We start from the raw sequence: 23,466 nt of genomic DNA, 5'->3' as shown, positions 1-23,466 counted from the left end.
ATCAGTCCTCTATCGCATAGGGATCGGCGATGCCGAGAACGGCCAGCGCGTCCCGCTCGATCGCCTCCATCGCATCCCCCTCATCGTCGTTCAGATGGTCGTAGCCTAGCAGATGCAGCGTGCCGTGCACCAGCAGGTGCGTGGCGTGCTGCGCGATCGGGATTCCCCGCTCGGCCGCCTCGACTGTGCATACCCCGTGCGCCATGACGATGTCGCCCAGCAATACCTCCCCGTCGTCGCTATTCTGGCTGACGGTGGCGATAAGATCGGACTGCACCATCGGGAAGGACAGCACGTTGGTCGGCTTGTCCCTCTGCCGGTATTGCTGGTTAAGCGTATGAACCTCGTCGTCGTTGGTCAGCCGCACGCTGATCTCCACGATCGCCGCGGTGGTGAGCAACGCACCATGCGGGGTCTGCGCGATCGCGGCGCGTGCCGCCGAGGTGGCAAGCGCTTCCCAATCGCCGTCCGGCCACGGCTCTTCGCGGGTCAATTCGATGTGGATCATGTCAGCGTCGCGTCCTTCAGATCGGTCTCTGCGAAATCGTCGCCCTTGAAAAGGATCACGCCGCCCGCCGTCTTGGCGCACGCATAGGCGAAACAGTCGCGCATGTTCAGCGCCGCCGCGTGCACGCCTTTGCCAAATTTCTGATGCGCATCGAGCGAAAGTTCCGCTTCGCGCGAGCCGATAGCCATCACCTGGATTTTCGCGTCGCGCAGGAAATCGGCTACCAGGGCGCGCGCTTCGTCCCATTCGAGATCGCGCACGCGCGCGACGGCGCGGACGGTTTCCCAGATCGCGACGGGGGAAGTGAACCGATCTTCCTTCCACCCGATTCGGTCCGCGAAATGTCGTGCTTCAGGTTCGCGTGCTATTATGGCCACCAGCGCGGAGGCATCGACGAAAAGCGTCATTCCTCGTCGTTGAGCGAATCATAGAAGCGCTTGTCCGCCTTAAGTCCGGACGGCAATGGCATCGGGTGCTCGTTCCAGAACCGCCGCAACCACTCGGGGGCAGGCGACGCTAGCGAATGACGATGCGCGTAGTCGGCGATCGCCAACGCAACGATCTCGTGCATCGGCGTTCCCCGTTCGTCGGCAAGTCGCGCGATCGCCCGTACGAGTTCTTCATCCTCGATGAGAAAAGGAGCGGAGAGCGCCTGCTGTTCGGCGCGGGTCGGAGGGGGCAGGGGCGCGTTCATGGCTCGGTCCCCTCATACGCCTCCACGATCCGCCCGACAATTGGATGACGCACCACGTCGCCCGCGGTGAAGCGGCAGAGCGAGATGCCCTCCACCCCCTCAAGTCGCGTCGTCGCATCGGCCAGGCCCGATGCGCCGACCCCGCCGGGCAGATCAGTCTGCTTCGGGTCGCCGCAGATCACCATCCGGCTGTTCTGGCCGAAGCGGGTGAGGAACATCTTCATCTGCGCCGGGGTGGTATTCTGCGCCTCGTCCAGGATCACGAACGCGTCGGCCAGCGTCCGACCGCGCATGAACGCGATCGGCGCGATCTCGATCTCGCCGCTGGCGATCCGCCGCTCGACCTGTTCGGCGGGCAGGCAGTCGTGCAGCGCATCGTACAGCGGGCGAAGATACGGATCGACCTTTTCCTTCATGTCGCCCGGCAGGAAGCCCAGCTTCTCGCCGGCCTCGACCGCGGGGCGCGAGAGGATCAGCCGCTGGACGCTGCCGGTGATCAGTTGCGCCACCGCCTGCGCGACCGCGATATAGGTCTTGCCGGTACCCGCCGGTCCCAGCGCGAAGATCATTTCGTGCGAGGTCAGTTCGCGCATGTAGTGCGCCTGTGCGGGCGTACGCGGGACGATCGTCTTCTTGCGCGTGCGGATCATGATCGCCGGCGCGGGGCCGCGTTCGGCGTTGATGATCCCGTCCAGCGTCGGTTCGGCGGCCATCGCGATCGACGCGTCGACCAGGCCGGTGTCGACCTCTTCGCCGCGCTGGATACGTTGATAGAGGTCGTTCAGCACGTCGCGCGCCAGCGCCACCTGTTCGGCGGTCCCCTCCAGCCCGATGCGGTTGCCGCGCGCAGTGATGTACACGCCCAGCCTGTTTTCCAGCGCGACCAGATGCTGGTCATACTGACCGAACAACTGCGCGAGCAACTGCGGCTTGTCGAACAGCAGTTCGACGCGGGCGCGATCGCCCGATTGAGCGGGGACGGGTTTGCGGCTCATGCGGCTCCTGTCGGCTGGGGTTCGGCGCGGCGGCGGGTACGGCGACGAGCCTGACGACCGCAAAGCGCGGTGATGTCGCTTTTCCGTCGATGGTCGATCCGGCATCGCATCCGTGCTGATCCTGCAGCGTTACGCGGCGTGCGAACAGCGAATTCTCGGGCAGGTCACGGGAAAGTCGCGGGCCGTTGCGCCGATGCCGCACCTGCCGCCACGGGCGGGAGGAAATCTGCGCCGGACAAAAAAAGGGGCACCGAACCCGGCGCCCCTTTTCCCTTGCTCGTCGTCGTTCAGAAGATCGCGGTGTCGATCTGCGTCAGCACATCCGGTGCGAAGAAATGGCCGGTGTGCATCATCGTCATCGTCGGCGCAGACGAACCGCTCGATACGAAGGCCGCCGCCAACGACGAAGCGCCTGCTTCACCGGCAAATGCGTTCGGCACGCCGAGGACGTCGGGCGAAAGGATACCCGCGGCCGGAGTGCGTGCGACCGATGCGCCGCGACCGAAGTCGACGTCGGCGACACCCACCGAGGAACCCTCGACGCTATAGACGTAGTAGGTCGTGCCGCCGTTGACGACGGTGCCGTCGAACTCGAACGTATTGCCCAGCGACGGCGCGATACGGATCGTCGCGGTGCCGTTCGGCAGGTCGAGCACGCCATCGCTGTCGAGCGTCAGCGAACCAAGCGCGCTGGTGGTGACGATCAGGTCACGCGCGGTCACCGTCAGTCGATCGTCTCCGGTCGGCACGGGCGCACCGGTGTCGAAGAAGAAGATGTCGCTCACTGCCGCATCGCGCGTGCTGGCCAGATTGTCGTCACTGGCCGTGCTGATCGCCAGGTGCTGCCGATCGCCGGCCACCGGCGCGCTGGCGCGATTGCCGTAATAGAACAAGCCGTCCTGTTCGCCGAGATACGATAGCCCGAACGAGGTGTCGGTCCCGACCAGTGCGACCCGGTCGCCATCGCTGCGGTCCAGCGAAAGCGTGCCGTTGGCGGCGGGATTGATGATGCCGTCACGGTTCGGATCGAGCAGGCGTTTGTCGACCGCGATGAAGTCGTCGGCCGAGAAATCCTCGATCCGGTCGACCCCGGTGGCGTCGTTGGTGTGGAACACGAACAAGTCCCGCCCTCCGCCACCGCTGAGACGATCGTTGCCCAATCCGCCTTCGATCACGTTCTTGCCGCTGTTGCCGGCGAGCGTGTCGGCGAAATCGGAGCCGACGAGGTTCTCGATGCTGATCAGCGTGTCGTTGCCCGACGCGCCGGTCGCGCGACCGGTCACCAGGCTGGCGCGTACGCCCGCGGTTGCGGTTTCGTAGCTGACCGTGTCGCTGCCCGCGCCGCCATCGATGCGGTTGGCGACTTCGTTGGCGATGATGAAATCGTCACCGCCGCCGCCGACCGCATTCTCGACCGTGACGCCATAGGCGATCGAGATGTTGTCCTTGAACAGGCCATTGGTCAGCCCGAGTTGCGCCTTCAGGTCTTCGTAGAAATCGAACGTCGCCTGCGAACGCGCCGCAAAGCCGAGCGCCGCGCGGTTCGCGTTGACCTCTTCCAGCGTCAGGAACTTCTCGGTCCCGCCGCCCGACGAGAACGACCCTGCGTTCAAGTTGATCAGCGACGGCGTATTCCAGCCCGAGAAATCGAGCGTGTCGTTGCCGCCCGCGTCCCAGATCGAGACGATCGGCCGCGTGTTGACCGTGAAATCGTACGCCGAACGACCGGCGGTCGAATTGAAGCCGTAAACCGTATCGCCGGTGCGCGTGGTCATGTCCGCACCATAGATCGCCTGGATCGCCGCAATGTCGTGCACCAGCGGGGTCGCGGCATAAGCGAAGTTCAGCAGCGTGAAGTCGACATGCTGCGCGCCCGTCTCGTAAGCGTCGAAATAGCTCATGATCGAATATTGCAGCGAATCCTGCGCGAAATACGCGTCGTTCGCATAGGTGATCGGATCGGGCACGCCGTCGCCGTCGTTGTCGTCGGTCGCGTTATAGTCGCCCGGATGGCTCAAACCCAGCGCATGGCCCAGTTCGTGGACCATCGTAGTCTTCGAATAATAGCTGTCGGCGATCGGGAAGAAATTCGATGCCACGCCGCCATCGATCCACACGTCGCCGCCCAGACGACCGATTTCGTCGAAATCGTAGAAAGCCGAGTAAGCGTCGTCATACACGTCACCGAACGGCAGGTATGCGTAGGCCTGCGCGCCGCCGGTGTTCGTGTTGCCGAACGTGATGTCGGCGTTGGCCGACTTCGTTTCGCGCAGCGAGATGTTGATCAGGTCATCCCACAATTTGATGCTGTCGCGCGCCAGATCGGCCTGCGCCCCGGTGAACGCGCTGAAGTTGAACACTTCGCTGAACGCGCTCGTACCCGTCGCATTGACGTAATAGCTGTTGTCCATCTCCTGCTGGTTCAACCAGAAGCCGAAGTTCAGGACACCGTCGTCCAGCTCGCCGTAATTGTTGAGGTACCACGACTGGCCGGTGCGGTTCAGGTTGTCGGAGATCGCGTCGACGTCCCAGATCGTCTTGTTGGCATAGGTGCCACCGGCGTCGGGATCGAGCGACGCGGCGAGCGTCCATTCGTCGCTGCCCGCCAGATGATGCGTCGCCCCGGCGGCGCATGACGCACACTGACATGCCAGATTGGTTACGTCGATCGAGTTCATTTTAAGCCCCTCTTGCCTATCCCTGACCGCGTCGCCTGTGGCGTCGTCGCTTGTATGCGATGATCGATTCGGCAGCCGCAGTGATGTAATTATCGTTTTGTAACAATAGTCACGATGGCGATAGCTTCGGCGACGCCAGAAGAAGTGTCAAGAGGCGGTTTACTATCGATTTCTTGCAATCGGCGAGGTTGTTCAGGGCTGGATCCGGCCGGTGACCGCGTTCGGCCCCGCCGCCGTGATTTGCACGCGCACCATATCGCCGATCGCCGCGTCGGCGATGACGTGAACCGAGTTCAGCCATGGCGATTTGCCGAGCATCTGGCCGGGGAGTTTCCCGGCGCGCTCGATCAGCACGTCGCACGTCCGCCCGACGGTCGCGGCGTTGAACGCCTGCTGGTCGCGGTTCAGCGCCGCCTGCAGCCGCTGGAGCCGGTCATCCATCACCTCGGGCGCGATCTGGTCCGCCATCTCCGCCGCGGGCGTGCCGGGACGCGGCGAATATTTAAAGCTGAACGCCTGCGAATAACCGACCGCGTCAACCAGCCGCAGCGTCTCGGCGAACTCCGCCTCGCTCTCGCCGGGGAAGCCGACGATGAAGTCGCCCGACAGCGCGATGTCGGGCCGCGCGGCGCGCACGCGGTCCAGCACGCGCAGATAGCTGTCGGTCGTGTGGCTGCGATTCATCGCGCGCAGCACGCGGTCGCTGCCCGATTGCACCGGCAGGTGGAGGAACGGCATCAGCGATCCGATGTCGCGGTGCGCATCGATCAGGCCCTGCTTCATGTCGTTGGGATGGCTGGTGGTGTAGCGAATCCGCGCCAGCCCCGGCAATTTGTCGAGTGCGCGGATCAGGTCGTGCAATCCCCGTTCGCCATCCTCCCAGGCATTCACGTTCTGCCCCAGCAGCGTGATCTCCTTCGCGCCCGCGTCGATCAGCGCGCGCGCCTCGTCCATGATCGCGGCGAACGGACGGCTGACTTCCGCGCCGCGCGTGTAGGGGACCACGCAGTAGGTGCAGAATTTGTCGCATCCTTCCTGCACCGTCAGGAAGGCGCTTGGCCCGACGCGACGGCGGGCGGGCATCGCATCGAACTTCGATTCGACCGGCATATCGGTGTCGATCGCCGCCCCGCCCGCTACTGACCGCGCGACCAGCCCGGGAAGGTTGTGGTACGCCTGCGGCCCGACCACCACGTCGACCTTCGCGCGCCGGACGATCTCCTCGCCCTCGGCCTGCGCGACGCAGCCCGCGACCGCGATCATCGGCGCGCGGCCTTGCTTGCCCGCCACTTTGCGCAGCCGCCCGATGTCCGAATAGACCTTTTCGGTCGCGCGTTCGCGGATGTGGCAGGTGTTGAGCACGATCAGGTCCGCATCGTCGGCATTGGCGGAATGCGTCAGGCCATCGGCGGCCATTAGTTCGGCCATGCGTTCGCCGTCATAGACGTTCATCTGGCAACCGAACGACTTGACGTGAAAGGTCTTCGGCGCGGTCTTGGTGGTGGGGTTCATCGCGCGCCCCTATCAAATCGGGCCGCCGAAGGGGAGGGGTCAGGCCACCTCTTCGATCCGTCGCCGCGCCTCCGCCGCCACCGCCTTACGGCCGGGGAAGTCGCGCGGGTCGAACGGGTCGCAGAAATGCAGCGTCGCGGTGAAACTGCCGCGGCGGCGCAGAACGCGCCCGGCGTGCGACGCGCCGGTTTCGTCGCCGACCCACGCCAGCTCGGTCGTCGCGTCACCGTAGTCGATCCGCAGCGGCTGGACGAGCACGCCCGGCGGCGGCGGATCGAGCACCGCCAGCAACGCCGCCTTGAACGGCAATAGCGTCACGCCGTCGCCGGTCGTACCTTCGGGAAAGATCGTGATCGCCCACGTCTCCGCCAGCGCGTCGCGCAACTCGTTGATCTGTTCCGCCACGGCCATCCGGTCGTCACGGCGCACGAACAGGGTTCGGTTCAGCGTGCAGAGCCAGCCGATGACCGGCACGGCGCGCAATTCCCACTTCGCGACGAACGCGCTGCCGTTGCGTCCGGCCAGGATCGGAATATCCATCCAGCTGAGATGGTTTGACACGAACACCACGTCGCGGCGCAACGACGTCCCGATCGTCCGCCGCCGCGCCCCGACGATCCACCCGACTGCGCCGAGGAAGAGCATGGGCCACGGGGAGGTGAAGCGGAAAAGGCGCCAAACGAAGTGCAGGGGCAGGGCGAGCAGGAGGGCGGCGACGAGGGCGAAGAGGCGCGCGGCGAGGCGGATGTTGCCGATCACGTCTTTCGCGCCAAGGAAGAAGCTATCTCCCCGGCGAAGGCCGGGGTCCAGTCGCACCGAAATTGGTGATAGCGACACACCGTCACAACGACTGCTTGCCTAACTGGACCCCGGCCTTCGCCGGGGAGGGTGCCGAAGGTGTGATGGTCGCAGACTACGCCTCAACTCGGGCGGCTGAGGCTGACCCCGTACAGCTCCATCCGGTGATCGACCAGGCGGAAGCCCAGCTTCTCGGCGATCGCCTTTTGCAGCTGTTCCAGCTCGGGATCGACGAATTCGATCACCTTGCCCGTCTCGACGTCGATCAGATGGTCGTGATGCGCCTCGGGCGACGGTTCATACCGTGCGCGGCCATCTCCGAAATCGTGGCGGTCGAGAATGCCTGCCTCCTCGAACAACCGCACGGTGCGATAGACCGTCGCGATCGAGATGCCCGGATCGATCGCGGAGGCGCGGGCATATACCTTCTCCACGTCGGGATGGTCCTCTGCGTCGGACAGGACGCGCGCGATGACCTTGCGCTGTTCGGTGATACGCAGGCCCTTTTCGTGGCACAACGCTTCGAGATCGATGTTACGGGGCATGACGGCAATATAGGACGGAATGCTTGTTGCGAAAAGTGCCAACGACTCGCAACAAGCCGAAATGAGTCAGGCAAGCGCCACGGCATAGCTGTGCGCGTCATACGACTGCCCGGTCTTCCCGCGATAATAGCCGCGCCGTTCGCCGACCTTCGCGAAGCCATTCGCGATATAGAGCGCGATCGCATCGTTGTTCGCGCGCACCTCCAGATGCAGTTTGACGACGCCGCGCCCGCGCGCCTCCGACACCACGCTCCGCAGCAGCGCCGCCCCGATCCCGCGCCGGCGAAACGCGGGGGCGGTGGCGATCAGCAGCAATTCGGCCTCGTCCAGGATCGCGCGCGACAGGGCGAAACCTGCGACCTCCCCATCGGCGCGCGCCAGCGTCAGCCACACGCCGGGCATAGCGAGGATGCCGAGGCACTGGCTGCGCGTCCACGCCTCGCCGAAGCGCGGATCGAATGCGACGTCCATTACCGCTTCCACCGCGCCAAGATCGGCCGCGCTGCCGGTGTGCAGCTCGATCATGCGCAATACGGTACTCATGCGCGGGGCACCGGGATCTTCGCATCGGGCGCGCGGCCGTACATCGGGCGCGGCGGCAGCGTGACGAACGCGTCGGGCAGCAGCAGAGCACGCGCCGCGTCGGGCAATGCCTCACGCGCATCGACCGCCGGATCGATCGCGGTGAGCCAGCGCGCGCCGCTGCCATAGGCTGGACGTCCGGCAAGCGCGACGAGCGCATCGGCGGGGAGCAGCGACACGAGCGCATCGGTCGCGACCATCGGTCCGGTCGAGGGGGCGGCAAATCCCTGCATGAAGACTTCACCGTGCCCGCCTTCCAGCACCACCGCAAGCGTGGACGGCACGTCGTCCTCGAACGCAGCGGCGGCGATCAGCGCCAGCGACGAATAACCCGCAACGCTGGTGCTCCAGCCGAACGCCAGCCCGCGCGCCGCGGCGATCCCGACGCGGATGCCGGTGAAGCTGCCGGGGCCGACATCGACCAGGATATGCGCCGCCCGCCCGCCATCGGGCAATTCGGCGATCATCGGCAGCAATCGTTCGGCATGGCCACGCTCGACCGTCTCATGCGCGCGCGCGATCAGAGCGCCGCGTTCCAGCAGTGCGACCGAACAGGCTGCGGTGGCGGTATCGATGACGAGGGTTTTCACTTCTTCTCCCTCTCCCCTTTTGGGGAGAGGGTAGGGGAGAGGGGCGTGATCACCAACCTGTCCGCACTGCCCCTCTCCCCGGCCCTCTCCCCGGAGGGGAGAGGGCGAGAGCTATGCAATCCGGTTAAACTTCTCGAATGCGGGACGCGGGCTACGCTCGAAGATCGTCGCGGGATCGAGGTGACCCAGCGTCGAGATGAAGTTCACCTTCACCGCGGGCGTATCGGCGAAGAATGCCGCATTCACCTTGTCCGCGTCGAACCCGCTCATCGGGCCGGTGTCGAGGCCCAGCGCGCGCGCCGCCATGATGAAATACGCGCCCTGCAGCGACGAATTGCGGAAGGCGCTTTCGCGGCGCAGCGCTTCGTTGCCGTCGAACCAGCTCTTTGCGTCGGCATGCGGGAACAACTCGGGCAGATGTTCGTGAAAATTGTTATCCATGCCGATCACCACCGACACCGCGGCCTTGCGCACCTTGTCGGCATTGGTCGCGCTGGCGCAGTCGGCCAGCCGGTCCTTCGCCTCCTGCGAAACGCACCAGACCATCCGCGCGGGAAGCTGATTGGCGCTGGTCGGACCCATCTTCATCAGATCCCAGATCGCGCGCAATTCATCCTCGCCGACCGGCTGATCGGTATAGCCGTTCGCGGTGCGCGCGGTGCGGAACAACTGGTCGAGCGCGGCCGCGTCGAGGGGCTTCGTCATCGTACTGGCTTTCTGGGATTTTCGGGAAAAGCGCGGGTTAGACCGCGCGGACCTCGGTCACTTCGGGCACATAATATTTCAGCAGCTGTTCGATCCCGTTCTTCAGCGTCGCGCTGGATGACGGGCATCCCGAACAGGCCCCTTGCAATTGCAGGAACACCTTGCCCCGCTCGAATCCGCGATAGACGATGTCGCCGCCGTCGTTCGCCACCGCCGGGCGCACGCGCGTCTCGATCAGTTCGCGGATTTGCGCGACGATCTCGGCGTCCGCCGGGTCGTCCGTCGGGATCGGTTCGTCGGCAGCCACGCTGAAATCGGCGCTGGGGCCGTTGAACAGCGGCATCTGCGCGGTGAAATGGTCCATCAGGATCGCGAGCACGTCAGGCTTCAGGTCGCGCCATTCGGACCCCGGCCCGGCCGTCACCGAAACGAAATCGCGCCCGAAGAACACGCCTGTCACATCACCCAGGCTGAACAGCGCGTTGGCCAGCGGACTCGCCTCCGCTTCCTCGGGCGTCGCGAAATCGCGAGTGCCGCCGTCCATGACGGTGCGGCCGGGCAGGAATTTCAGCGTGGCCGGATTCGGCGTGGTTTCGGTTTCGATCAACATACGCGTCATGTGGCCCGCTAGAGGGCCACGATCAAGCTGGCGGGCGGAAACGAATCCTTTCCGCGTGTTTGTTTGCGGTTCGGCCAAGGCCGAACCGAGACGGTGCGAGCCCGCTCCCCCGCCCCGCCTCCCATTCAGGATACTCTGTGGGAGGCGGGGCGGGGGAGCGGGCTGGCGCCGTCTATCGGTGTGAGCCGATCAAACGCTCAGACATCCATCTGCTTCACCGCCGCATTCCAGCTCGAGATGTTCGCCCGGGCCTCCTGCACGAACGCCGATCGCCGCACGAAACCAAGGAAGAAATCGGCGAACCATTTGCCCGGATTGCGCAACGGCCGCTCGAACTGGACCAGCAGCACGACCCGCGTGCCGCTCGTGTCGTTCCACACCTCATGCTGGTACGTGTCGTCGAACACCAATGTCTCGCCCTCGGCCCAGCGCACGATGCGGTCGTGGACGCGCATCCGAACGTCGCCGTCGCGCGGCACGATCAGGCCCAGGTGGCAGGTGATCAGCCCCTTTGTCACGCCGCGATGCTGCGGGATGTGCGTGCCCGGCGCCAGGATCGAAAAGAACGCGCTGTTCAGCCCCGGGATCTGCTCGACCACGGCCTGCGTCCGCGGGCAGCGCGCCAGATTGTCCTCGATCGGAAAACCATATCCCCACAGGAAGAACGACCGCCATTTGTCGACCTCCGCGATCGACCGGTGATCGGGCGAGATCGTCGACAGGCTGGGGGCGGCATTGCCGCGCAGCGCCACCGCCAGCGCCTCGTCGCGGATCGCCTGCCAATTGTCGCGCAACACTTGGGTCCAGGCGAAGTCGCGCATGTCGAGCACCGGTTCGTTCGACACCAGCGAAGACGACGCGATCAGCCGATCGAACAGCCCGCGCAGATGCTTGCCGAACCGGATGATGAACGGGCGGCCCTTCTCCGGCGCCATCGCCACGCCGCTGACCGGCGCGCCCGATATGACGTTCAGATCGGGCACCATCACCGGATCGGCGCGCGCCTGAACGTCGCGATCCTGCCATAGTGCCGCGCTGGCTTGCTTGCTGTCGGTGCTCACGGTTCTCGTCCGCTTCTTCGCCGCCGCATCGTTCGCGGTCTGCGCGTGTGACATGATGTGCGCCTGCGAAACCACAAGCGCCGCTTGGTCCGGTTACCCGCGATTCGGGTCCAAAAAGTGGCGATGATGCGGAAATCGAAAGATACATCGGCATGGTGGCGGGCCGGGACCGGCGTCGCTACAAAGGGCGCATGACGTTCCCCAAGCGCGCGCTCTCGAAGCCGCTCGTCCTTGCGCTCCTCCTCACGACGGTCGCGCTTCCCGCTCTGGCACAGCGCAAGCCCGCGCGCCCGCCCGCTGCCGCCCCGGCCCCCGCGGCGACCCCCACGCCGATCAAGGTCGACACGTCGCCGTGGCTGTTCAAGGGGTCGGACATTCCGCCCGATCCGGCGTGGAACTTCGGCACGCTGCCGAACGGCCTGCGCTATGCGATCCGCCGCAACGGCGTGCCGCCGGGGCAGGTCGCGGTGCGCGTGCGGATCGACGCCGGGTCGCTGAACGAGACCGACGATCAGCGCGGCTATGCGCATCTGATCGAACATCTGTCGTTCCGCGGATCGAAATACGTGCCCGATGGCGAGGCGAAGCGCGTCTGGCAGCGCTTTGGCGCGACTTTCGGATCGGATTCGAACGCGCAGACCACCCCGACGCAGACGGTTTATAAACTCGACCTGCCCGGCGCGACCGAGGCGAAGCTGGACGAGAGCTTGAAGATCTTCTCTGGCATGATGGAGGAACCCGGCATCAACACCGCCGGCCTCACCGCCGAACGCCCCGCCGTGCTCGCCGAACAGCGCGAAGCCCCCGGCCCGCAGGTGCGGCTATATGACGCGCGCAACGCCTTGTTTTTCGCGGGTCAGCCGCTCGCCGACCGCTCGCCGATCGGCACGATCAAGATGCTGGAGGCCGCCACGCCGGAAAGCGTGAAGGCGTTCCACGACAAATGGTATCGCCCCGCGCGCACGGTCGTCGTCATCTCGGGCGACATCGATCCCGCGGTCGCCGCCGATCTGGTGGTGAAGCATCTTGGCGGCTGGGCGGGGAAGGGGCCTAACCCGGCCGATTCCGATTTCGGCAAGCCCGATCCGAAGGCGCCGACCACCGCGACGATCGTCGAACCCGCGATCCAGCCGCTCGTCATCCAGGCCGTCGTCCGCCCGTGGACGTACCGCGACGACACGATCGACTTCAACCAGAAGCGAATGGTCGATTTCATCGCGGTCCGCGTCATCAACCGCCGCCTCGAAACCCGCGCGCGTGCCGGCGGCAGCTTCCTGCAAGCGAGCGTCAGCCTCGACGACGTATCGCGCTCGGCGAACGGCACCTTTACCGCCATCCTCCCGATCGGCGACGATTGGGAGGCCGCGTTGAAGGACGTCCGCGCGGTGATCGCCGACGCGATGGCGACCGCCCCGACACAAGCCGAGATCGACCGAGAATTGGTCGAATACGATTCCGCGATGAAGAACGACGTCGCGACCGCGCGGGTCGAGGCGGGGACGAAGCAGACCGAGGACATGGTCGGCGCGCTCGACATCCGCGAAACCGTCGCCGGGCCGCAGGAGAGCTACAACATCTTCCTCGGCGCGAAGCAGAAGAACCTGTTCACCCCCGCCGCGGTGCTCGAATCGACCAATCGCGTGTTCAAGGGCGACGCGACGCGGGCGCTGCTCAACACCCGCGTCGCCGATCCTGGCGCGACCGCAAAACTCGCCGCCGCACTGGAGGCCGACGTGAAGGGTCTGGCGGGCAAGCGTGCGCAACAGGCCGAAGTCAATTTCGACAAGCTCCCGTCGCTCGGCAAGCCCGGCACGGTGACGACGCGCGAAACGGTCGCCGATCCGGGGATGGAAAAAATCGTCTTCTCCAACGGCGTGCGGATGCTGATGTACGCCAATGCGTCGGAAACCGGCCGCGTCTATCTGCGCGTACGTTTCGGCAATGGATATGCGGGCCTGCCCGCGAACAAGCCGACCCCAGCCTGGGCCGGTGACATCGCGCTCGTCGCGGGCGGCATCGGCAAGCTAGGGCAGGGCGATCTCGACACGCTGACCGCCGGACGGCGCATGGGGCTGGACTTCGACATCGCCGACGACGCCTTCACCCTCAGCGCGCAGACGACGCCGGGCGACTATGCCGACAACCTCCGCCTGATGGCGACGAAGCTCGCCGCGCCGGGCTGGGATCCTGCCCCCGTGGCGCGCGCGCGTGCGCTGATGTTGTCGGGTTATGCCGGGCTGGAAAGCTCGCCCGATGGCGTGATTTCGCGCGATCTCGACAATCTGTTGCGCGGCGGCGACCCCCGGTTCGGAATGCCGAAGCAGGAACAGGTCGCAGCCCTGACTCCAAAGGACTTCCGCAAGTTCTGGGAGCCGTTGCTGGCGACGGGCCAGATCGAGGTCGACGTCTTCGGCGACGTGAAGCCTGAAGAAGCGGTGGCGGCAGTCGCGAAGACCTTCGGCGCGCTGAAACCCCGCAAGCCCGCGACAGCGTTGGTCCCGGTGCGCTTCCCCGATCACAATGCGACCCCGCTGGTGCGCACGCACAACGGCGCGGATACGCAGGCCGCGGCAGTGATCGCCTGGCCGACCGCGGGCGGCTCCGCCGACATCGCGGAAAGCCGCCGGCTCGACATCCTCGCCGCGATCTTCGCCGATCGCCTGTTCGACCGGCTGCGCTCGGTCGCGGGCGCCAGCTACAGCCCCAGCGCGGCGAGCCAGTGGCCGGTCGGTTTGGCAGGCGGCGGCCGCCTGATCGCGGTGGGTCAGGTCGCCCCCGCCAACGTCGATTTGTTCTTCAAGCTGAGCCGCGAAATCGCCGCGCAACTGGTCGCGACGCCGGTCGACGCCGACGAACTGAAACGCGCGATCGACCCGCAGATGCGCTTTCTGGAACGCGCCTCCACTGGCAACCAGTTCTGGCTGATGCAGACCTCCGGCGGCACCTATGACGCGAACCGGCTGGCGAACGTGAAGACGCTCGTCACCGATTATGTCACCATCACCCCGCAATCGCTGCAAGCTACGGCTGCGAAATATCTGCAGCCGACGAAAGACTGGACGATGGCGGTGATCCCGAAAACCGCGCCTGCGGGCACGGCGGACGGCGTGGCGAAACGGTGAAGGTCGCGCTATGCATCCCGTGCCACGGCGATACGAAGGCGGACTTCACCTTCTCGCTGGCGCGGATGATCGCAACGACGTTGACGCTGGGCACGGGAATCGAACTGGAGACGCTGATCGCGCGCAGCTCGATCCTCGTTCAGTCGCGCACCCGGCTGTTCGAGTGGTCGCGCGACTGGGGCGCTGACAAGATCCTGTGGCTCGATTCGGATCACACCTTTGCACCGCAATCCCTGCTCCGGCTGCTCGGGCATGACTTGCCGATGGTGGGGGCGAATTACCGTCGTCGCACCGAACAGGTCGTGCCTTCTGCGGTAAGGCGCGACGGAAACGGCTGGTCGCTGGTCAACACCACACCCGAAAAAGCGCGCGCGGATGCGATCGAGGAGGTCGACCGGATCGGCTTCGGCTTCGTGCTGATGGATGTGCCGGCGATCATCGCGGCGCTGGGCGATGCGCCATATCCGCTGTTCGAGACGCATTCGCTGGCCGACGGCACGTTCGTCGGCGAAGACTCGCTGTTCTGCGATCGGCTACGTGCGGCGGGCGTCCCGATCCATGTCGATCATGGCCTGTCGCTGACGATCGGCCATCTAGACGAACGGACGTTGTTCTTTCCGCGTTAGGGCGGGCCGGGCTAGCTCTTGTACAGTCCGTCCAGCCGCTCCCCATATACCTGCTTCAGCACATGCCGCCGGATCTTCAGGCTCGGCGTCAGTTGCTCGTTCTCGATTCCAAACGGCGCATCGGCCAGGATGAAGCGCCGTACGCGTTCGATCACCGACAGATCCTTGTTCGTGCGCTCCACCGCCGCGCTGATCGCGGCGCGATAGGCGGGGTTGTCCGCCAGCGTGGCGAAGTCGCATTTCGATCCGTTCGCGGCGCACCATTCCTGGGTCCATTCGGGATCGGGCACGATCACCGCGACCATATACGGCTTGCGGTCGCCCGCGATCATCGCCTGCACGATCTCGTTCTGGAGGGTCAGCATACCCTCGACCTTCTGCGGCGCGACATTGTCGCCCTTGTCGTTGATTATCAGGTCTTTCTTGCGGTCGGTGATCCTGATCCGCCCGGCCGCGTCGATCTCGCCGATGTCGCCGGTGTGCAGCCAGCCGTCCTGCAGCACGCGTGCAGTCTCCGCCTCGTTGCGCCAGTAACCGTGCATCACCAGTTCGCCGCGCACCAGGATTTCGCCGTCCGCCGCGATCTTCACCTCGGTATCGGGCAGCGGCGGCCCGACGGTATCCATCTTCACGCCGGTCTTCGGCCGGTTGCATGAAATCACCGGAGCCGCTTCGGTCTGGCCGTATCCCTGCAACAACAGGATGCCGAGCGATTCGAAGAACAGACCGACCTCTGGGTTCAGCGGCGCGCCGCCTGCGATCATCGCCTTCATCCGGCCGCCGAACTTCTTCGCGATCTTGCGCTTGAACAACGCGTCGACAATCAGCCCGCGCGGCCGATCGAACAGCCCCATCTGCCCGGCGCTGCGCTTTGCTCCGACATCCAGCGCCATGCCGAGCAACCGTTTGGGCAGCCCGCCCTGCTTCTCGATCGCCTTGCTGATCCGCTGGCGCAGCACCTCGAACAGCCGCGGCACGACGAACATGATCGACGGGCGCACTTCCTCGATGTTCGCGGCCAGTTTCTCCAGTCCCTCGGCGTAATAGATTTGCGCACCCAGCCCGATCGGGACGAACTGGCCGCCGGTATGTTCGTAGGCGTGCGACAGCGGCAGGAACGACAGGAACACCTCGTCGTCCCAGCCGATGTCCTCGGCGATCACCGCCGCGCAGCCCGCGACATTATGCAGGATCGCGCCGTGGTGCTGCATCACGCCGCGCGGGGAGCCGCCGGTGCCGCTGGTGTAGATGATGCAGGCCAGGTCGGTGCGCTTGGCGCTAGAATCGATCGTCGCCGGCTCGGCGGGATGATCCGCGATCAGTTTGTGCCAGCCGTGGCAATCGATCGAATTAGGCGTGCGGATCGTCTCGATTCCGATCACCATCTGCGCGTGGGTCGAGCGCACGACCGCGGGCAGCAAAGTGGTCGCCAGTTTTTGCGTCGACACGATCACCGCGCGCGCGCCGCTGTTTTCGATGATGTGCGCGTGATCGCGCTCGGTGTTCGTCGTATAAGCGGGGACGGTCACGCACCCTGCCGCCATGATCGCCAGATCGCTGATGCACCATTCCGGGCGGTTTTCGCTGACCAGCATCACGCGGTCGCCGGGGTTCAGCCCGATCGCGCGTAGCCCCGTGGCGAGGCTTGCGACCTGGCGCGCGGCCTCGGCCCAACTCGTCTGCTGCCACGCCCCGCCGCGCTTCGCCCACAGGAACGGCGCGTCACCCTTCTCCTTCGCCCGCGCGAAGAACATCGTGACCAGATTGGGAAATTTCTCGAGCGTCCGCATTGGTCTCTCCTGAGCGCGCCTGCTTCTTATTCCGCTCATCCTGGGGAGAGGCTGAGCTTGTCGAAGCCTCGTCTCGAAGGACGGCCTGGATTGTGCCCTTCGAGACGCCATTTCGACAAGCTCAATGGCTCCTCAGGATGAGCGGGTTCTGGTCACTCGCTCAACGCCGTTCCCACACCACGCGGATCGGCCGCGCCCACCCAGCCGGTCGTGGTCAGTTCCGCCGCATTGGCCTTCAGCGGCAATCGCCCGACCGACACCTTGTGCCCCAGTTTCTCCAGCGCCGGCTTCATCGCCTCCAGCCGCGTGCCCTGTTCCAGCACCAGCCCCTCGCGGTTGAAATACACCAACGGTTCGCCGATCGAATCGCGCGCGTTCAGTCCCCAGTCGAGATGTGCGACGATCGCCTTCGTCACCTGCATGATGATCGTCTTGCCGCCCGCCGCGCCGACCGTGAAAACGGGTTTCCCGTCCTTGTACACGATCGTCGGCGCCATCGACGACAATGGCCGCTTCCCGCCCTCGACGCGGTTGGCGACTGGCGCGCCATCCTTTTCCGGCGCGAAGGTGAAGTCGGTCAGTTCGTTGTTCAGCGCATAGCCGTTGGCGAGCAGCTGGCTGCCGAACGGCCCCTCGATCGTCGAGGTCATCGTCGCGACGTCGCCCGCCCGGTCGACCGCGATGAAGTGCGTCGTCCCCGGCACCTCGCGCTGCTCCGCCGCCGTCCGCGGCGGTGCGCCGGGCGGCGTGCCCGCGTCATAGGCCGACAGCGTCTTCTCCTCGGCGATCAGCCGCGACCGGCTGCCGATATAGCCACGGTCGATTAGCCCCGCGACCGGCACCGACACGAAATCGGCGTCGCCCAGATATTTCTCGCGGTCGGCATAAGCGAGCTGCATCGCCTCGCCGATCAGATGCCATGCGACGGGCGAATCCTTGCCCAGCGCCTTCAGGTCGAAGCGTTCCAGCATCCCCAGGATCTGCAGCACCGTCGTCGCGCCCGAAGACGGCGGCCTCATCCCGCACACACGGTAGCCGCGGTATTCGCCGCAAACGGGCGCGCGCTCCTTCGCCTGATAGGCGGTCAGGTCGGCCGCGGTCATCTCGCTGGGATTGAGCTTGCTCGTCGTCACCGCCGCCAGCAGCGCCTTGGCATTGCCGCCGGTGTAGAAAGCGTCCGGCCCATCCTTGGCCACCTTGCGCAACAGCTTTCCCAGCGCGGGGTTCTTCACAGTCGTTCCCTGCGTCAGCCCCGTGCTGCCATATTGCGCCGCGGTCGCAGGGAAGTTCTTCCACAGCGGCGACACCCGCGTTGTCGCCTCCGCCATCGGACGCGTCACCGCAAAGCCCCCCTCGGCCAGCCGGATCGCGGGCTGGAACAGCGCCTTCCACGGGAGCTTGCCCCATTTCTTCGACGCCAGCGCGGCCAGCCTGATGTTGCCCGGCACGCCGACCGCCCGCCCGCCCTGGAACGCCTCGATGAACGGGATCGGCTTGCCCGCGGCATCGACGAAGCGCCGCGGCGTCGCCCCCGCCGGGGCCTTCTCCCGCCCGTCGATCGTCTCCAGCTTTCCGCCCGCGCTCTGATGCAGCAGGAACCCGCCGCCGCCGATGCCCGACGATTGCGGCTCGACCACGGTGAGCGCCAGCATCATCGCGATCGCCGCGTCGGATGCCGACCCGCCCTGCCGCAGGATCGCCTGCCCCGCCTCGGTCGCGCGCGGATCGGCGGAGGTGACGATGCCCCCGCCAGGCGCTCGCGCCTGCGCACTTACTGACGAGGGTGCGAGGGCGGGGAGGGGGGTGAGGAACGCGACCAGCGCAAGAACAGGCTTCATGGCGCGCGACCCTAGCCGCGCGGTCGCGCTAGGCAAGCCGTAACGTCAGTCCGCGCCGACCGCGTCGGAAACGCTCGCGAACCCATCGCGCTTCAACAGCGCCGCCAGGTCGCGCAGCAGCCGGTTCGCCAGCCCCGGCCCCTCATAGACGAGCGCGCTGTACACCTGCACCAGGCTCGCCCCCGCACGGATCCGCGCGTAGGCCTCCGCTCCCGAATCCACGCCGCCCGCCGCGATCAGCGTCATCGCGCCACCGGTGGCCTTGCGGAAATCGCCCAGCCGCTCGCGCGCCAGTCCCGCCAGCGGCGCGCCCGACAGCCCGCCAGTCTCGCCCGCATTGGCCGATCGCAACGCGGGCCGCGACACCGTCGTATTCCCCACAATCAACGCATCGATCCGGTTGTCGATCGCCGCCCGCGCCAGTTCGTCGACCTGCGCCGTGGTCAGATCGGGCGCGACCTTGAGGAATAACGGGGTCTTCCCCCGCGCGACATCGCACGCCGCCAGCAGATCGTTCAGCGCCGCGCCATGCTGCAGGTCGCGCAGGCCGGGCGTGTTCGGGCTGCTGATGTTGATCGTTACATAATCCGCAACGGGCGCCGCCGCCGTCACCCCCGCCACATAGTCCGCGATTCGGTCCACCGCGTCCTTGTTTGCCCCGACGTTGATCCCCAACACCCCCGCGCGCCGTACGGGAATTCGCGCCAGTCCCGCCGCCAGCCCGCCATTGTTGAACCCCATCCGGTTGATGACCGCACGATCCTCGACCAGCCGGAACAGCCGCGGCCGCGGGTTGCCGTCCTGCAGCAGCGGGGTCAGCGTCCCCACCTCGACACATCCGAAGCCCAGCGCGTGGAACCCCGGCACACCCTTCGCATCCTTATCCGCCCCGGCGGCGAGCCCCAGCGGATTGGCGAAATCGATCCGGGCCACCCGGGTCGTTAGGACCGAATCGGTCACACGACTCGCGAATGGCGCACCAGCCCGCGCCCAAGCGGCCAATCCGGCGATCGTCAACGCATGCGCGCGCTCGGCATCAAGAGAAAACAGGATGGAACGGGCGCGAAACGACATGATGACAGCGGCTTGCGGCGGCGCGCGCAACAAATCAACCCTAAGCTAGGTTGTAAGAAAATAACGTGCGCCACGTCGTATCCGTACAATACTATTCGGACGAACTAGTGTCTAAAGATCGTGCGACCCGAAGGGCTTCCAATCCAGGAGGCTCTTTCCTCAGCCCGGCCCGCCTCGGCGGCCGGGCTCTTTTCTTTTAGGCCTGTTCGCGCTAGGGAGAATGCGTTGAAACCGGGACGAAGTTCCCGGAAGAAGCGGGGCGCGAACAGTGACGGACATCAGGCTGGACTACCGAGTCCCGGCGGACGACCTGAAACCATTTGTTACACTCTTCTATCATTTTGTTGCGCCTATCCCGCAGTTCGAGGATCTCGAGCGCGCCGACCACGCGCAGCTTCGCTTTCGCTTGAGTGGGGGGGATGCCAGTTACACCTTCCCCGACGGCACCATTCAGGAATCGCCGCCGATGCACATCGTCGGCCCCACGTCGGGCGCGATATTGACGCGCGCTCAGGGGCCGTTGCTGGTCGTCGGCATGGGACTGCAACCGGCGGGCTGGGCCGCGCTGCTCGGCGTCGACGCGTCGGCGATGCTAAACAGGGTGCTCGACGGCCCGGCGATCTTCGGTCCCGCCATGGCGCGCGCCGCCGATGCGATGCTCGCTGTCGCCGGAATCGACGAACGGATCGCCATCGTCGAGGCGTTCGTGCGCGGCTCGATCGCGCGCGCCGACGGCCGCACGCTGGATTTCGCGCGGCAGATCGACGCATGGCTGGCGGGCAGCCCGTCGCCCGATCTGGACGATCTGGTCGCCGCGACCGGGCTGTCGCGGCGGCAGGTCGAACGCCGCTGCAACGCGCTGTACGGCGCCCCGCCCAAGGTGCTGGCGCGCAAGTATCGCGCCTTGCGCGCCGCGGTCGCGCTGGCCAACGGGGAGGCGACGCTGGACGAACTGATCGACCACGGCTTCTACGATCAGTCGCACCTGATCCGCGAGATGAAGCATTTCACCGGCCTGACGCCGCGCCAGATGCGCACCGAACCGAACCTGTTGGCGCAACTGACGATGGCGCAGCGCCATGCGCTGTCGGGGCAGGTGTCGAGGCTGATCTCTGATACCTGACGCCGACGCCAAGCTCTAACGAAGCTGGAGCGCGGCATACCCATCGGCAGCGCGGACGGCGACGCTACAGCGTCGCCCGGCAAAACCTGTCCTGAGCGCCTGCGTTTGCACGCAGTCGAAGGGCGGCTTTGCCGCGATGCGCTTGACCCGGGCCGCACGAGGCCCCATTTGCAATCGGACAAGATCGATCCGATTTGAGAACCGCTCGCAAATGCGCCTTTCTTCCCTAGCCGACTATGCCGTCGTCCTGATGAGCGCCGCGGCGCGCCATTGCGGTGGTGCGGGTCGTCTGAACGCGACGCTGCTGGCCGACGAGACCGGTGTGCCGCTTCCCACCGCGCAGAAGCTCGTCAGCCGCCTCAGCGCAGCGGGTCTGATCGAAAGCACGCGCGGCACCGGCGGCGGCTTCCGCCTCTCGCGCCCGCCCTCCGCGATCACGCTGGCCGAAATCGTCGAGGCGGTGGAGGGGCCGATCGCTCTCACCAGTTGCGTCGACGCGGGCGATCACGATTGCTGCATCGAGGGCAGCTGCCGCGTGAAACCGCACTGGAACGCCGTCAACGACGCCGTCCGCGGCGCATTGGCGGGCGTGACCCTCGCATCGCTGTCAGCGGCGCCAATAAGATTACCCGTGCGCGAGGAGGCGCACGCATAATGGCCACCAAGAACGCCGAAGCCTATGCCGCGGTCGCGAAGACCTACGAATGGGGTTTCAGCTCGGATATCGAGCAGGAATTCGCCCCCAAGGGCCTGTCCGAAGACACGGTGCGCTTCATCAGCGCGAAGAAGGGCGAGCCCGAATGGATGCTCGACTGGCGGCTGAAGGCGTATCGCCTGTGGCTGACCATGACCCCGCCCGACTGGGCGAAGCTGAATGTGCCCCCGATCGATTATCAGGACGCTTATTATTACGCCGAGCCCAAGGCGAAGCCCAAGATCGGCAGCCTGGACGAAGTCGATCCCGAAATCCTGCGCGTCTATGAAAAGCTCGGCATTCCGATCGGCGAACAGAAGGTGCTGGCGGGCGTCGAGGGCGCCGAACTCCCGCGCCGCGTCGCGGTCGATGCGGTCTTCGACAGCGTTTCCGTCGCGACCACCTTCCGCAAGGAACTCGAATCCGCCGGCGTGATCTTCCGCTCGATCAGCGAGGCGATCAAGGAATATCCCGACCTCGTGCGCAAATGGCTGGGTAAGGTCGTGCCGCAGCGCGACAATTACTTCGCCACGCTCAACAGCGCGGTCTTCAGCGACGGCACGTTCGTGTACATACCCGAGGGCGTCCGCTGCCCGATGGAGCTGTCGACCTATTTCCGCATCAATGCCGAAAACACCGGCCAGTTCGAGCGTACATTGATCGTCGCCGACAAGGGCAGCTACGTCAGCTATTTGGAGGGCTGCACCGCCCCGATGCGCGACGAAAACCAGCTCCACGCCGCAGTCGTCGAACTCGTCGCGATGGACGATGCGGAGATCAAATATTCGACCGTCCAGAACTGGTATCCCGGCGACGAGAACGGCGTTGGCGGCATCTACAATTTCGTCACCAAGCGCGCACTGTGTCAGGGCCGCAACAGCAAGGTCAGCTGGACGCAGGTCGAAACCGGCAGCGCGATCACTTGGAAATACCCGTCCTGCGTGCTGGCGGGCGACGGCAGCGTCGGCGAGTTCTATTCGGTCGCGGTCACCAACAACCGCCAGCAGGCCGACACCGGCACGAAGATGATCCACCTCGGCAAGAACACCCGCTCGACGATTGTGTCGAAGGGCATTTCCGCCGGTCGCTCGGACAATACCTACCGCGGCCTGGTGCGCGTCGCCCCGACCGCGGAAGGCGTCCGCAACTTTACCCAATGCGACAGCCTGCTGCTGGGCGACCAGTGCGGCGCACACACTATCCCCTACATCGAGGTTCGCAATCCCTCGGCGCAGATCGAACACGAAGCGACCACCAGCAAGATCAGCGAAGACCAGATGTTCTACGCCATGTCCCGCGGCCTGGATTCGGAAGCCGCCGTCGCCCTGATCGTCAACGGCTTCGCGCGGGAAGTGCTGCAGCAGTTGCCGATGGAGTTTGCGGTCGAGGCGCAGAAGTTGCTGGGTATTTCACTCGAAGGCTCGGTCGGATGATGTGGACTGTAGGCGATCAAGCAAGACAACAAAACTCCCCTCCTCTTCAGGGGAGGGGCCGGGGGTGGGGTCTCTCCGCAAATACCTTGGCTGAATTGAATCGCCGCGCCGCCGAAATGCGTAAAAACCCCACCGGACCCGAAAAGCGTCTATGGCTCGCCCTGTCCAACAGCCAGCTGGAAGGCGCCAAATTCCGCCGCCAGCAAGTCATCGGCTGGTTCATCGCGGATTTTGTCTGCCCGAGCGCCAAGCTGATCGTCGAAGTCGACGGCGACACGCACGACGAGGCTAAAGATCGCCTGAGGGATGATGTCCTCGCAGCGCAGGGCTATCGCGTGCTGCGCGTGACCAACCATGAAGTGATGTCGAATATCGAAGGCGTCGCCTGGATGATCGCGAACGCGCTGAACGGCAGCGTCGAGCGCGCGGCGAAACCCCACCCCAACCCCTCCCCTGAAGGGGAGGGGGTAGTAGGATGA

General features: G+C 65.6%; 22 protein-coding genes. 6 read left to right on the top strand and 16 right to left on the bottom strand.

Going from position 1 to position 23,466, the window contains the following annotated elements; translation table 11 throughout:
* Window position 1 precedes the first annotated feature (1 nt).
* From ybeY to M0208_RS04880, 13 genes are all read right to left on the bottom strand, one after another.
* Window positions 2-508: an rRNA maturation RNase YbeY gene (gene ybeY, locus M0208_RS04940; RefSeq protein WP_258890618.1), complete on the bottom strand. Its 507-nt coding sequence runs from the start codon at window positions 506-508 to the stop codon at window positions 2-4.
* Window positions 505-915: a type II toxin-antitoxin system VapC family toxin gene (locus M0208_RS04935; protein ID WP_258890617.1), complete on the bottom strand. Its 411-nt coding sequence runs from the start codon at window positions 913-915 to the stop codon at window positions 505-507. Before M0208_RS04935 ends, ybeY begins: the two co-directional genes overlap by 4 nt.
* A complete protein-coding gene (locus M0208_RS04930) occupies window positions 912-1,202 on the bottom strand; it encodes a hypothetical protein (RefSeq protein WP_258890616.1) in 291 nt (96 codons plus the stop codon). Before M0208_RS04930 ends, M0208_RS04935 begins: the two co-directional genes overlap by 4 nt.
* Window positions 1,199-2,197 (bottom strand): PhoH family protein, encoded by a 999-nt coding sequence (locus M0208_RS04925; RefSeq protein ID WP_258890615.1) that lies wholly within the window; start codon window positions 2,195-2,197, stop codon window positions 1,199-1,201. Before M0208_RS04925 ends, M0208_RS04930 begins: the two co-directional genes overlap by 4 nt.
* A 287-nt stretch (window positions 2,198-2,484) precedes the next feature.
* Window positions 2,485-4,875: a M10 family metallopeptidase C-terminal domain-containing protein gene (locus M0208_RS04920; RefSeq protein WP_258890614.1), complete on the bottom strand. Its 2,391-nt coding sequence runs from the start codon at window positions 4,873-4,875 to the stop codon at window positions 2,485-2,487.
* Between the two features lie 192 nt (window positions 4,876-5,067).
* Window positions 5,068-6,387, bottom strand: coding sequence for a tRNA (N6-isopentenyl adenosine(37)-C2)-methylthiotransferase MiaB (miaB, locus tag M0208_RS04915; protein WP_258890613.1), 1,320 nt, complete (start codon window positions 6,385-6,387; stop codon window positions 5,068-5,070).
* Between the two features lie 39 nt (window positions 6,388-6,426).
* Entirely contained in the window at window positions 6,427-7,203 is a 777-nt protein-coding gene (locus tag M0208_RS04910) for a 1-acyl-sn-glycerol-3-phosphate acyltransferase (protein ID WP_258890612.1), read from the bottom strand.
* Between the two features lie 104 nt (window positions 7,204-7,307).
* Window positions 7,308-7,730, bottom strand: a complete 423-nt coding sequence (locus M0208_RS04905) for a Fur family transcriptional regulator (RefSeq protein WP_258890611.1) — start codon at window positions 7,728-7,730, stop codon at window positions 7,308-7,310.
* Between the two features lie 66 nt (window positions 7,731-7,796).
* Complete coding sequence (locus tag M0208_RS04900) at window positions 7,797-8,381, bottom strand: GNAT family N-acetyltransferase (protein ID WP_258893168.1); 585 nt, start codon at window positions 8,379-8,381, stop codon at window positions 7,797-7,799.
* The gene (gene tsaB / locus M0208_RS04895; protein WP_258890610.1) at window positions 8,270-8,902 is read right to left on the bottom strand and encodes a tRNA (adenosine(37)-N6)-threonylcarbamoyltransferase complex dimerization subunit type 1 TsaB; all 633 of its coding nucleotides are present in this window, start codon (window positions 8,900-8,902) and stop codon (window positions 8,270-8,272) included. The genes M0208_RS04900 and tsaB overlap by 112 nt, the downstream gene beginning before the upstream one ends.
* A 111-nt stretch (window positions 8,903-9,013) precedes the next feature.
* Window positions 9,014-9,607, bottom strand: coding sequence for a malonic semialdehyde reductase (locus M0208_RS04890; RefSeq protein ID WP_258890609.1), 594 nt, complete (start codon window positions 9,605-9,607; stop codon window positions 9,014-9,016).
* Window positions 9,608-9,644: 37 nt separating this feature from the next.
* Window positions 9,645-10,217, bottom strand: a complete 573-nt coding sequence (locus tag M0208_RS04885; RefSeq protein ID WP_258893167.1) for a NifU family protein — start codon at window positions 10,215-10,217, stop codon at window positions 9,645-9,647.
* A gap of 206 nt (window positions 10,218-10,423) precedes the next feature.
* A complete protein-coding gene (locus M0208_RS04880; RefSeq protein WP_258890608.1) occupies window positions 10,424-11,341 on the bottom strand; it encodes an aspartyl/asparaginyl beta-hydroxylase domain-containing protein in 918 nt (305 codons plus the stop codon).
* Between the two features lie 137 nt (window positions 11,342-11,478).
* Here M0208_RS04880 and M0208_RS04875 point away from each other — a divergent pair, with 137 nt between their 5' ends.
* The gene (locus tag M0208_RS04875; protein WP_258890607.1) at window positions 11,479-14,409 is read left to right on the top strand and encodes a pitrilysin family protein; all 2,931 of its coding nucleotides are present in this window, start codon (window positions 11,479-11,481) and stop codon (window positions 14,407-14,409) included.
* Entirely contained in the window at window positions 14,406-15,035 is a 630-nt protein-coding gene (locus M0208_RS04870; protein WP_258890606.1) for a hypothetical protein, read from the top strand. The genes M0208_RS04875 and M0208_RS04870 overlap by 4 nt, the downstream gene beginning before the upstream one ends.
* A gap of 11 nt (window positions 15,036-15,046) precedes the next feature.
* On the opposite strand, the gene M0208_RS04865 is transcribed toward M0208_RS04870, so the two are convergent.
* From M0208_RS04865 to M0208_RS04855, 3 genes are all read right to left on the bottom strand, one after another.
* Window positions 15,047-16,825, bottom strand: a complete 1,779-nt coding sequence (locus M0208_RS04865) for a long-chain fatty acid--CoA ligase (RefSeq protein WP_258890605.1) — start codon at window positions 16,823-16,825, stop codon at window positions 15,047-15,049.
* A gap of 152 nt (window positions 16,826-16,977) precedes the next feature.
* Window positions 16,978-18,663: a gamma-glutamyltransferase gene (gene ggt, locus M0208_RS04860; protein WP_258890604.1), complete on the bottom strand. Its 1,686-nt coding sequence runs from the start codon at window positions 18,661-18,663 to the stop codon at window positions 16,978-16,980.
* A 45-nt stretch (window positions 18,664-18,708) separates the two neighbouring features.
* On the bottom strand, window positions 18,709-19,737 hold the full coding sequence (locus M0208_RS04855) for a quinone-dependent dihydroorotate dehydrogenase (protein WP_258890603.1): 1,029 nt from the start codon (window positions 19,735-19,737) through the stop codon (window positions 18,709-18,711).
* 406 nt (window positions 19,738-20,143) lie between these two features.
* On the opposite strand from M0208_RS04855, the gene M0208_RS04850 reads away from it, so the two are divergent.
* The 4 genes from M0208_RS04850 to M0208_RS04835 all read left to right on the top strand — a co-directional run bounded on the left by M0208_RS04850 (window position 20,144) and on the right by M0208_RS04835 (window position 23,466).
* On the top strand, window positions 20,144-20,860 hold the full coding sequence (locus M0208_RS04850; protein WP_258890602.1) for an AraC family transcriptional regulator: 717 nt from the start codon (window positions 20,144-20,146) through the stop codon (window positions 20,858-20,860).
* A gap of 211 nt (window positions 20,861-21,071) precedes the next feature.
* A complete protein-coding gene (locus M0208_RS04845; RefSeq protein WP_258890601.1) occupies window positions 21,072-21,515 on the top strand; it encodes an SUF system Fe-S cluster assembly regulator in 444 nt (147 codons plus the stop codon).
* Window positions 21,515-22,987 carry a Fe-S cluster assembly protein SufB gene (gene sufB / locus M0208_RS04840; protein ID WP_258890600.1) on the top strand — a complete coding sequence of 491 codons (1,473 nt, stop codon included), beginning with the start codon at window positions 21,515-21,517 and terminating at the stop codon, window positions 22,985-22,987. Before M0208_RS04845 ends, sufB begins: the two co-directional genes overlap by 1 nt.
* 86 nt (window positions 22,988-23,073) lie before the next feature.
* Window positions 23,074-23,466 (top strand): endonuclease domain-containing protein, encoded by a 393-nt coding sequence (locus M0208_RS04835; protein WP_258890599.1) that lies wholly within the window; start codon window positions 23,074-23,076, stop codon window positions 23,464-23,466.

The organism is Sphingomonas sp. SUN019, from assembly GCF_024758705.1.
Taxonomy (GTDB): Bacteria; Pseudomonadota; Alphaproteobacteria; order Sphingomonadales; family Sphingomonadaceae; genus Sphingomonas.
The sequence above is the reverse complement of the archived record's forward strand: the minus strand, read 5'-3'. Positions and strand labels throughout refer to the sequence as shown.